The organism is Shinella agrisoli (assembly GCF_046557955.1).
In the GTDB taxonomy this organism is placed as follows: domain Bacteria; phylum Pseudomonadota; class Alphaproteobacteria; order Rhizobiales; family Rhizobiaceae; genus Shinella.
Genome location: NZ_JBJIEP010000010.1, coordinates 34,505 through 43,702, shown reverse-complemented (window position 1 = coordinate 43,702; position 9,198 = coordinate 34,505). Strand labels below are relative to the sequence as shown.

Genomic DNA, 9,198 nt, shown 5'->3' with positions numbered 1-9,198 from the left:
TTTGTCCTGATCCGCCGGCTTTTGCATAGTCGCGGCGTGGGCAGGCGCGCTGCGCCTCCGGGGCCTGACAGACAGGAAAATGGACATGACGATCACGATTTCACGCCGGCAGGCGATTGCCGGCGCTCTCCTTGCCGTTCCCGCGGTTTCCGCGCTCGCCGGAACGGCCGGTGCCGCGGCCGGCGGCGCACTCGAGGAACGGCTTGCCGAGCTGGAGGCGCGCCACGAGGGCCGCATCGGCGTTGCCATACTTAATCTCGCGACGGGCGCGCGGCTTGGCCACCGCGTCGACGAACGCTTCCTGATGTGCAGCACCTTCAAGGCGCTGCTGGCGGGGCATGTCCTTGCCCGCGTGGACCGCGAGGAGGAGACGCTCGACCGGCGCATCGTGGTGAAGGCGTCCGACCTCGTGGACTGGTCGCCGGTGGTCGAGAAACGCGTCGGCGGCGCCGGCATCTCGATCGCCGAACTGTGCGAGGCGACGATCACGCTCAGCGACAATGCCGCCGCGAACCTGCTGCTGGCCGCCTTCGGCGGGCCGAAGGCGGTCACGCAATTCCTGCGCGGGGCGGGCGATGAGGTGACGCGCCTCGACCGCACCGAGCCGACGCTCAACTATCATGAAGCGCCGGACGACGAGCGCGACACGACGACGCCCGCCGCCATGGCCGAGACGCTGCGCAAGCTGATCTTCGGCGACGTCCTTTCCGCACGCTCGAAGGCGCAGCTCGCCGCCTGGCTGGTGATGAACAAGACCGGCGACGCGCGGCTGCGCGCCGGTTTCCCGGCCGATTGGATGACCGGCGACAAGACGGGCACCAACGGCGACAAGCACGGCAACGCCAATGACGTCGCCGTCGCCTGGTCGCCGGACCGCGGCGCGGTCATCGTCGCCGCCTTCTGCGAGATGCCGGGCATCTCCGGCGACGCGCGCAACGCCGTCATCGCCGGGATCGGGCGCATCGCCGCCGAGGTCTGATTCTCCTCATCCCTCCAATTCGCCCTTGAGCGCCGAGAGCACGTTCATCGCGTGCCCCGCATATTGGCTGATCCAGCGGTCGTGTATCGCCTGGATCGGCAGGGCGTTGAGGTGGTTCCAGCGTTCGCGCCCCTCGCGGCGCGGGATGATCAGGTCCGCCTCTTCCAGCACCTTGAGGTGCTGCATCACCGTGCAGCGGTCCATGTCGGCGAACCGCTCGCACAGCGCCCCCGTCGTGAGCGGCGCGTCCCTGATCGCATCCAGCATCTGCCGCCGTTTCGCATTGGCGAGCGCCTTGAAGACGGCGTCCTCTTTCGATTCGCTTGACATGTTATATTTTTATAACATATTTTGACCGGGTACAAGACGAGGGAGGGCGGTACGCCCCGAAGGAGGACGGCATGACGCTGGAATTTCGCGTGAACGGGCGGATCGGAAAGCCGGTCGCCGAGGTCTTCGACGCCGTGGTCAACCCGGAAAAGCTGAGCGGCTATTTCACGACGATCGGCGGGGCCAGCGCCCCGCTGGTCGAGGGCACGACGGTCACCTGGTGGGGCATGGCCCCGGTCATCGTCGACAAGGTGGAGGAGAACGCGCTCATCGTCTTCCGCTGGGATGCGATGGTCGAGGAAGGCGAGGAGCCCTACAAGACGCGCGTCGAGATGCGCTTCAGGCCGCTGGAGGACGGCGGGACGATGGTGACCATCGCCGAGACGGGCTGGCGCGAGAACGAGCGCGGCCAAAAGTCCTCCTACATGAACTGCGAGGGCTGGTCGCAGATGCTCGCCTGCATGAAGGCCTATGTCGAATACGGCATCAACCTGCGCGAGGGCTACTACCCGAGCGAGATGAAGGGCGTCGTCGCGTCCGAGCAACAGGATTTCACCTAGGAGGGCATCATGACTGCGCAGATCACGGGCGGCATCGACATCGCCATGAAGGTGCCGTCGCACCAGTACGAGGCGACGATCGCCTTCTATCGCGACGTCGTCGGTCTCCAGCCGTTCGACGACAAGGTTCCGGCCAGGGGCTTCCTCCTCGGCCCGAACCGGCTGTGGATCGACGAGGCGCCGAACTACAGCCAGGCCGAACTGTGGCTCGAGCTCTTCACGCCGGACCACGAGGCGGCGCTCGCCCACCTGGAAGAGAGCGGCGTCGTGCGCTGCGACGCCGTCGAGGACCTGGGCGAGGGCTTCCGCGGCGGCTGGATCATGAACCCGGCCGGCATCGTGCACATGGTGCGCGAGCCCGACGCCTGGTAGCGGTCAGATGGCGGCCGGCGGCGTCAGGCCGTCGGCCGCGGCCATCGGCACCGCCTCGTCGGCTGGTGCCTGGTGTTGCAGCACCACGACGCGGCTTCCGGTCGGCACGCGGCCGTAAAGGTCGATGATGTCCTGGTTGAACAGGCGGATGCAGCCGCTCGACACCGCCTTGCCGATCGACCAGGGCTCGGACGTGCCGTGGATGCGGAAGAGCGTGTCCTTGCCGTCCTTGTAGAGGTAGAGCGCGCGCGGCCCGAGCGGGTTGGTCAGGCCCGGTTCCATGCCGCCCGCCCATTTGAGGTTCCGCTCCGGCTCGCGCTCGATCATGTTCTGCGTCGGCGTCCAGCGCGGCCATTCCGCCTTGCGGCCGATGCGCGCCGTGCCCTCGAATTCCAGCCCGGACTTACCGACGCCGATGCCGTAGCGCATCGCCATGCCTTCGCCCTGCACGAGGTAGAGGAAGCGGTTCTGCGTGTCGACGACGATGGTGCCGGCGGGCTCGGCGGTCTGGTAGGCCACCTGCTGGCGGAAGTATTTCGGGTCCACCCGGCTGATGTCCATCGCCGGCAGCGGGAAGCGCTCGTCCGGATGCGGCCCGTACATCGCGACATGGATCGGGTCCGGCCCCTTCTTCACCGGCCTGGCGGTGGTGGCGCAGCCGGCGAGCATGGCGGCAAGGGCGAGGAGGGCGAGAGGGCGGAGAGCCGCGCGAGCGCGGACGCGGGACACACACATGAGTCGGGCACCTGTCGTTTCGATGTCGAAGTCTGGCCTGAATGGCTTGCGCCGGTTCATTGAAGGCAAACGTGGCGACGGCAGGGCGGGAAGAAAGCGAAACTGTGGCAGGGGTTTAGGTGTGGCGCGGGGGTCACGCGGCGTTCCGCCGCATGGCCTGCGTCGAAGGCTACCCCCTCATCCGCCCGCCGGCCCCCGCTTGCCCCCAACCGGTCGACGGCGTAAGGCTTTCCCATGCAGTGGAGTGATGAGGCCATCGTTCTGGGCGTGCGGCGCCATGGCGAGACGTCGGTGATCGCCGAGGTGATGACGCGCGGCCGCGGCCGGCATCTCGGCATGGTGCGGGGCGGCCGTTCGCGCACCATGCAGCCGGTGCTCCAGCCGGGCAATTCCGTCGACGTGACCTGGCGGGCGCGGCTGGACGAGCACCTCGGCGAGTTCCGCATCGAGCCGGTGGTTCTGCGCGCCGGCCGGCTGATGGAGACGGCGACCGCCGTCTACGGCGTGCAGGCCATGGCCGCGCTCCTGCGCTTCCTGCCGGAGCGCGATCCGCACCCGCATCTCTTCGAGGCGCTCGCCGTCATCCTCGACCACCTGCACGAGCCGGCCGATGCCGGCGAGCTCTTCATCCGCTTCGAGCTGGCCGTGCTGAACGACCTCGGCTTCGGCCTCGACCTCCTCGAATGCGCCGCCACCGGCACGCGCGAGAACCTCTGCTACGTCTCGCCGAAATCCGGCCGCGCCGTCTCGCGCGAGGCGGGCGCCCCGTGGGCGGACAAGATGCTGGCGCTGCCCGCCTTCCTCGGCGTCGAGGGCCGGCACGCCGCCGATGCCGACGCCCTTGCCGACGGCTTCCGGCTGACGGCCTTCTTCCTCAACCGCCATGTCTGCGAGCCGCGCGGTCTCACGCTCGCCAGCGCCCGCGACGGCTTCGTGCAGGCGGCGCTGAAGGCCCTCGGCAGGCCGGGCAACGATCGACCGAAAGAGGCAAGCGCATGACGATCCAGATCTATCCAGGACTTACGGTCGGCGGCATCGGCACGCTGCCGCTCGATGTGGTGAAGCGCGACGGCGGCCTGAAGGTGCTGCGGGCGATGCTCGCCGGTGAGCTGCCCGCCCCGCCCATGGCGAAAACGCTCGCCTTCAGCCTGACCGAGGTGGAGGAGGGGCGCGTGGTCTTCTCCGGCCTGCCGTCGGCGGACTACCTCAACCCGCTCGGCACCGTGCATGGCGGCTGGACGGCGACGGTGATGGATTCGGCCCTCGGCTGCGCGGTGTTCTCCGTCGTAACGCCGGGCGAGGCCTATACGACGATCGAGTTCAAGCTGAACCTCGTGCGTCCCGTGCTGCCCGGCATGGGCGAGGTGTACTGCGAGGGCAGGATCGTCCACCGCGGGCGCACCATCGCCACCTCGGAGGCGTGGCTGCGCGACGGCAAGGGCAAGCTGCTCGCCCACGGCACGGAAACCTGCGCCATCTTCCCGATCGAAAATCTGATGCGATGAACGGCGAACAGATTGCGATCCTGAAACGTAACCCGGTTTGGTGTTTGGAAAAAACCGGGTAGTCTCCCGCCCGGACAGTGCCGTTCTGGAGTCGCAATGCTCGAAATCCTCTCCCTGGTCGCCATAGGCCTGGCGCTCTACACCCTCAATGCCTCGCGAAACAGCGCGCAGAAACTCGGCGAAGAACTGATGCGTCTGAAGCGCGAGGTCGAAACGCTGAAGGCCGGGGGCGTGACGGCGCCGGCGGAGGCGGTGGAGGAGGCGGCCGGCGAAACGGCCGAGGCCGCGCGCGAGGAGGCGGCCGATGCGCCGGTGCCGGAGGCGTTTTCCGGTCCCTGGCCGGCAAGGCCGGAGGAGGGGGAGGCCGAAAGGGGCCGCGCGATCTTCGGCGGCGCCACGCCCGCCGTGCCGGCCGGGACGGCCGCCGCAAGCGAGAGCGTGGAGGAGACCGCGGCTGCCACCGCCGCCGCTCCGGCAAGGCCGAGGGAGAGCTTCGAAAGCCGCATCGGTGCGCGCTGGGCCGTGTGGGTCGGCGGCATCGCGCTGGCGCTCGGCGGCATCTTCATGGTCAAGTATTCCATCGAGGAGGGCCTTCTGGGGCCCGCCGTGCGCCTGTCGCTCGCGGCGATCTTCGGCCTCGCGCTGATGGCGGTGGGGGAGTTCGTGCGCCGCCGCACCCAGCCGCTCATCGCCAATGCCTTCCAGAACGCCATGATCCCCGGCGTGCTGACGGCCGCCGGCGCCGTCACGCTCTTCGCCGTCACCTATGTCTCCTACGGCTTCTACAGCTATTTCGGCCCGGTGACCGCCTTCGTGCTGCTCGCCGCCGTCTCCTTCGCGACGATCGGCCTTTCGCTGCTGCACGGGCAGGCGCTGGCCGGCCTCGGCCTGCTCGCCTCCATGGTCACGCCCGGCCTGGTCGCGACCGAGGAGCCGAGCGCCTGGGGCCTGTTCGGCTTCCTCGGCGTCGCCTGGCTCGCGACCTTCGCCGCCTCGCGCATCCGCCGCTGGCAGGTCGTGCCCGCGCTCGCCAATGCCGGCATGGCGCTCTGGGCCGTGCTCTACCTGGCGCAGTCCGACAGGGTGGAGGTCATGCCCGTCCTCCTCGCCATGCTCGTGCTGGTGCTCGGCCACGGCCTCGTCTGGCCCGGCGATGTCGCGGCGGAGGACTTGCCGTCCTCGACCGGCGCGGCCTCCGTCGATCCGTTCGACCGCCTGTTCGCCCCGCCCGCCGTTGCCGTCTCGCTGACCGGCGCGCTCGCCGTCCTCTTCCCGGCCCTGATGCTGGCGAGCGGCGTGCCGGCGCTCGCCTTCGCCGATTACGGTTTCGCCGCCGTCGTGATGGCGCTCGCCGCGCTCGGCGCGCTGCGCGGCTGGGGGATCTATCCGGCGGTCTTCTCCGCCGTCGGCGCCGTCGTCGGGGTCGGCACGATGGCGGCCCTGCCGGGCGGCATCCTGATCGACGATTTCGGCACGCTGGCCCCGCCCGTGCTGGGGGGCACGGCGCCCGTGCCGGTCCTCGGCCCGGTGCCGGTCGACCTGCTGCTGGTGCTCGCCGTCGCCTATGCCGCGGTGGGCCTTGCGGCCGTGCGCCTGCGCATGGCCGGTTCCGGCACGCTCGCGGCGCTCTGGAGCGTGCTGGCGCCGGCGGTGCCCTTCGCGATCCTCGCCATCAGCTTCCTTACTTTCGGCAACCTCTCCTTCGACCCGAAGCACGGACTTCTCGCCCTGCTCTTCGGCCTCGTCTTCTTCGCGGCGGCAGAGGCCTTTTCCCGCGAGCGGGGCGGGGAGGACGGCCTCTTCGTTCCGCAATGGGCGCTCGCCGCCGGCGGCTTCGCCTTCCTCCTCCTGGCGCTGCACGCCCTGACGGACGGCCTCGTCACCACGCTCGGCATTGCGGTGCTCGGCACCGCCGCCGTGTTTGCGACGCGTCTTCGCGCCTGGCCGGTGCTGCCCTGGCTGATGGCCGGCGCCGCCGCGGTCGTCGCGGGTCGCATCGCCTGGGAACCGACCATCGTCGGCGCGGCGAACCTGTCCAGGACCCCCGTCTTCAACCAGCTTCTCGCGGGCTACGGCATTCCGGCCGCGCTCCTCGCGCTCTCTGCCTTCGAGCTCCGCCGCTGGCCGGGAACGCGGGTGCGCAACCTGCTGCAGGCGCTCGCCAGCCTCTTCCTGCTCCTGACGGCGGCGATCCTCGTGCGCCACGGCATGAACGGCGGCGTGCTCGACAGTTCCGTGCCGACGCTCGGCGAGCAGGCGATCTACACGCTGCTGGTCATCGGCGCCTCGGCGATCATGATGTCGCTCGACCTCAAATCGCCGAGCCCCGTCTTCCGCTACGGTTCCATGGCGGTCGGCGTGCTTTCGGTCCTTTCGGTGCTGAGCGCCCATTTCGTCGGCCTCAACCCCTATTTCACCGGCGAACTGCTCGGCAGGTGGCCGGTCGTCGACCTGCTGCTCATCGGCTACCTCCTGCCCGGTCTCGCCTATGGCGGCCTTGCCTGGTATGCGCGCGACCGCCGGCCGATGCCCTACGTGACCATGCTGGCGCTCACCGGCGTCGCGCTGGTCTTCGCCTGGTTCACGCTCTGCGTCCGCCGCTACTGGCACGGCGAGGGCATCGCCGACTGGAAGGGCTTCCTCCAGCCGGAGACCTATACCTATTCGGTCGTCTGGCTGCTGCTCGGCGTGCTGCTGCTGGCGGTCGGCTCGAAATTCGATTCCAAGAGCGTGCGCCTCGCCTCCGCCGGCCTCGTGCTGATCGCCGTCATCAAGGTCTTCCTGATCGACATGGCCAATCTCGAGGGCATCCTGCGCGCGCTCTCCTTCATCGGGCTCGGCGCGGTGCTGATCGGTATCGGCCTGTTCTACCAGAGGATACTTTCCGGAAAGTCCGGGACGGAGGAAAAGGCGGAATTGAACGCCAGCTCCTGACGGGCGAAGGTCAAGGCTCGATCAGATCGGGTTTTGTCCCTTGGTCCCGGGCAGCCGCTTCGGATCGCGCCCATGTCCTTCGCCTGCCTTGCACCCTGCCGCCGCAAGGGCGGCGACCCGCGACATGCTTCTGGATGAAATCTGAAGGAAAACATGCTTTTGTGCCGCCGGGTTGAATCGGTTCGCCAGGGCATTGAATCAAAACCTCAGGAAAGTCGCCGGCATGAAGATAGAAGGTCTGAACATTCACCCGCTGAAGAGCGGCCGGGCGATCCCCGTCGAAAGCGCGGCCGTGCGCCTCGACGGCCTTGCCGGCGACCGGCGCTTCATGGTCGTCGAGCCCGACGGCCGCTTCATCACCCAGCGCGAGCTCCAGGCGCTCGCCCGCATCGAGGCGACGGCGGTGGGCGAGAGCCTGCATCTGGAAATGGAAGGCCGCCAGCTCTTCGCCAGCTTCGAGCCGGACGACCGCATGGACGTCACGATCTGGGACAGCCCGGTGAGCGCGGCCGTCGCCGACGAGGCGGTGAACGAGGCCCTGTCCGGCTGGCTCGCCCGGCCGGTCAGGCTCGTGCAGATGGATGCGCTCTCCGCACGCGCCGAGGGCGAAGAATGGGCAGGCCGCCCGGTGCCGGTCGGTTTCGCCGACGGTTTCCCGGTCCTCGTCACGACGACCGGCTCGCTCGATGATCTCAACCGGACGCTCCTCGCCAAGGGCCAGGAGCCGGTGGGCATGGACCGCTTCCGCACCAACATCCTCGTCTCCTGCGACGAGCCCTGGGCGGAGGATTTCTGGGAAACGATCGAGATCGGCGGCATCGCCTTCGATTTCGTGAAGCCCTGCGCCCGCTGCATCATGACCACGCAGGACCAGACGACGGGCGAGCGCACCGGCGGCAACCCGATCCAGGGCCTCGCCGAAAGGCGCATGTCCGCCGACCGCCGCGTGCCGGGCGTCCTCTTCGGCTGGAACGCCGTGCCGCGCGGCGAAGGCGAGATCCGCCTTGGAGATGCGGTGCGCGTGGTGAAGACGCGGGCCGAGCGGTGGCCGATGAAGGTGCGGGCCTGAGCGTTCGCTGCGGCGCATCCTTGTCGTTTCGGGCTTTGGACATTATGTATATCCCAGCGGGATATCACATGAGGATGCAGCATGGCCAATTCGACCGTTTTTACAAGCAATCGCAGCCAGGCAGTTCGACTTCCCAAGGCCGTCGCCTTCCCGGAGGATGTGCATGTGGTGGATGTTCTCAAGATTGGCCGTAGCCGTGTCATCGTCCCGCAGGGGCTAAAATGGGACGATCTTTTCCTGAACGGACCGCGTGTCAGCGATGATTTCATGAGCGAGCGGGAGCAGCCGGCAGTGGAGACGCGCGAGTCGTTCTGATGCTGACCTATATGCTCGACACCAATATCTGCATCTATGTGATGAAGACCTACCCGCCCGCCGTCCGCGAAAAGTTCAACGCGCTGGCCGAGCAGCTGTGCATATCGAGCATCACGCTGGGGGAGTTGCACTATGGCGCGGAGAAATCGGCCCGCCGCGCGGAAAACCTGACGGCGATCGAGCATTTCGTGGCGCGGCTGGAGGTCCTGCCGTTTGCCGACAAGGCTGCCGCGCACTACGGGCAGGTCCGCGCGGAGCTGGAGCGGGCGGGCACGCCGTGCGGCCCGCATGACATGCAGATCGCCGGCCACGCACGGAGCGAGGGTTTGATCGTCGTCACCAACAACCTGCGGGAGTTTGCCCGCATGCCCGGCGTGAGGGCCGAAAACTGGTTGTAGC

General features: G+C 68.4%; 11 protein-coding genes. 9 read left to right on the top strand and 2 right to left on the bottom strand.

Annotated features, from left to right (window positions below; translation table 11 throughout):
• The first annotated feature begins 85 nt into the window (after positions 1-85).
• The gene (gene bla / locus ACIIOY_RS12580) at positions 86-979 is read left to right on the top strand and encodes a BKC/GPC family carbapenem-hydrolyzing class A beta-lactamase (protein ID WP_411035017.1); all 894 of its coding nucleotides are present in this window, start codon (positions 86-88) and stop codon (positions 977-979) included.
• Positions 980-985: 6 nt separating this feature from the next.
• On the opposite strand, the gene ACIIOY_RS12575 is transcribed toward bla, so the two are convergent.
• On the bottom strand, positions 986-1,309 hold the full coding sequence (locus ACIIOY_RS12575; RefSeq protein WP_411035016.1) for an ArsR/SmtB family transcription factor: 324 nt from the start codon (positions 1,307-1,309) through the stop codon (positions 986-988).
• 71 nt (positions 1,310-1,380) lie between these two features.
• Here ACIIOY_RS12575 and ACIIOY_RS12570 point away from each other — a divergent pair, with 71 nt between their 5' ends.
• Complete coding sequence (locus tag ACIIOY_RS12570; RefSeq protein ID WP_411035015.1) at positions 1,381-1,869, top strand: SRPBCC domain-containing protein; 489 nt, start codon at positions 1,381-1,383, stop codon at positions 1,867-1,869.
• 9 nt (positions 1,870-1,878) lie between these two features.
• Positions 1,879-2,241 carry a VOC family protein gene (locus tag ACIIOY_RS12565; protein ID WP_411035014.1) on the top strand — a complete coding sequence of 121 codons (363 nt, stop codon included), beginning with the start codon at positions 1,879-1,881 and terminating at the stop codon, positions 2,239-2,241.
• A 3-nt stretch (positions 2,242-2,244) separates the two neighbouring features.
• On the opposite strand, the gene ACIIOY_RS12560 is transcribed toward ACIIOY_RS12565, so the two are convergent.
• Positions 2,245-2,976 (bottom strand): L,D-transpeptidase, encoded by a 732-nt coding sequence (locus tag ACIIOY_RS12560; protein WP_411035013.1) that lies wholly within the window; start codon positions 2,974-2,976, stop codon positions 2,245-2,247.
• A 234-nt stretch (positions 2,977-3,210) separates the two neighbouring features.
• On the opposite strand from ACIIOY_RS12560, the gene recO reads away from it, so the two are divergent.
• The 6 genes from recO to vapC all read left to right on the top strand — a co-directional run bounded on the left by recO (position 3,211) and on the right by vapC (position 9,197).
• Positions 3,211-3,975, top strand: a complete 765-nt coding sequence (gene recO / locus ACIIOY_RS12555; RefSeq protein ID WP_411035012.1) for a DNA repair protein RecO — start codon at positions 3,211-3,213, stop codon at positions 3,973-3,975.
• Entirely contained in the window at positions 3,972-4,481 is a 510-nt protein-coding gene (locus ACIIOY_RS12550) for a PaaI family thioesterase (protein WP_411035011.1), read from the top strand. The genes recO and ACIIOY_RS12550 overlap by 4 nt, the downstream gene beginning before the upstream one ends.
• A 96-nt stretch (positions 4,482-4,577) precedes the next feature.
• On the top strand, positions 4,578-7,415 hold the full coding sequence (locus ACIIOY_RS12545; RefSeq protein ID WP_411035010.1) for a DUF2339 domain-containing protein: 2,838 nt from the start codon (positions 4,578-4,580) through the stop codon (positions 7,413-7,415).
• A gap of 223 nt (positions 7,416-7,638) precedes the next feature.
• The gene (locus ACIIOY_RS12540) at positions 7,639-8,484 is read left to right on the top strand and encodes an MOSC domain-containing protein (protein WP_411035009.1); all 846 of its coding nucleotides are present in this window, start codon (positions 7,639-7,641) and stop codon (positions 8,482-8,484) included.
• Positions 8,485-8,565: 81 nt separating this feature from the next.
• Positions 8,566-8,799, top strand: coding sequence for a type II toxin-antitoxin system VapB family antitoxin (vapB, locus tag ACIIOY_RS12535; RefSeq protein ID WP_411035008.1), 234 nt, complete (start codon positions 8,566-8,568; stop codon positions 8,797-8,799).
• A complete protein-coding gene (vapC, locus tag ACIIOY_RS12530) occupies positions 8,799-9,197 on the top strand; it encodes a type II toxin-antitoxin system tRNA(fMet)-specific endonuclease VapC (RefSeq protein ID WP_411035007.1) in 399 nt (132 codons plus the stop codon). The genes vapB and vapC overlap by 1 nt, the downstream gene beginning before the upstream one ends.
• Position 9,198 lies beyond the last annotated feature (1 nt).

What these genes read in the sequence shown, in the direction of transcription:
- bla (WP_411035017.1), top strand. Translation starts at nt 86, where the DNA reads ATGACGATCACGATTTCACGCCGGCAGGCGATTGCCGGCGCTCTCCTT.
- ACIIOY_RS12575 (WP_411035016.1), bottom strand. Translation starts at nt 1,309, where the DNA reads ATGTCAAGCGAATCGAAAGAGGACGCCGTCTTCAAGGCGCTCGCCAAT.
- ACIIOY_RS12570 (WP_411035015.1), top strand. Translation starts at nt 1,381, where the DNA reads ATGACGCTGGAATTTCGCGTGAACGGGCGGATCGGAAAGCCGGTCGCC.
- ACIIOY_RS12565 (WP_411035014.1), top strand. Translation starts at nt 1,879, where the DNA reads ATGACTGCGCAGATCACGGGCGGCATCGACATCGCCATGAAGGTGCCG.
- ACIIOY_RS12560 (WP_411035013.1), bottom strand. Translation starts at nt 2,976, where the DNA reads ATGTGTGTGTCCCGCGTCCGCGCTCGCGCGGCTCTCCGCCCTCTCGCC.
- recO (WP_411035012.1), top strand. Translation starts at nt 3,211, where the DNA reads ATGCAGTGGAGTGATGAGGCCATCGTTCTGGGCGTGCGGCGCCATGGC.
- ACIIOY_RS12550 (WP_411035011.1), top strand. Translation starts at nt 3,972, where the DNA reads ATGACGATCCAGATCTATCCAGGACTTACGGTCGGCGGCATCGGCACG.
- ACIIOY_RS12545 (WP_411035010.1), top strand. Translation starts at nt 4,578, where the DNA reads ATGCTCGAAATCCTCTCCCTGGTCGCCATAGGCCTGGCGCTCTACACC.
- ACIIOY_RS12540 (WP_411035009.1), top strand. Translation starts at nt 7,639, where the DNA reads ATGAAGATAGAAGGTCTGAACATTCACCCGCTGAAGAGCGGCCGGGCG.
- vapB (WP_411035008.1), top strand. Translation starts at nt 8,566, where the DNA reads ATGGCCAATTCGACCGTTTTTACAAGCAATCGCAGCCAGGCAGTTCGA.
- vapC (WP_411035007.1), top strand. Translation starts at nt 8,799, where the DNA reads ATGCTGACCTATATGCTCGACACCAATATCTGCATCTATGTGATGAAG.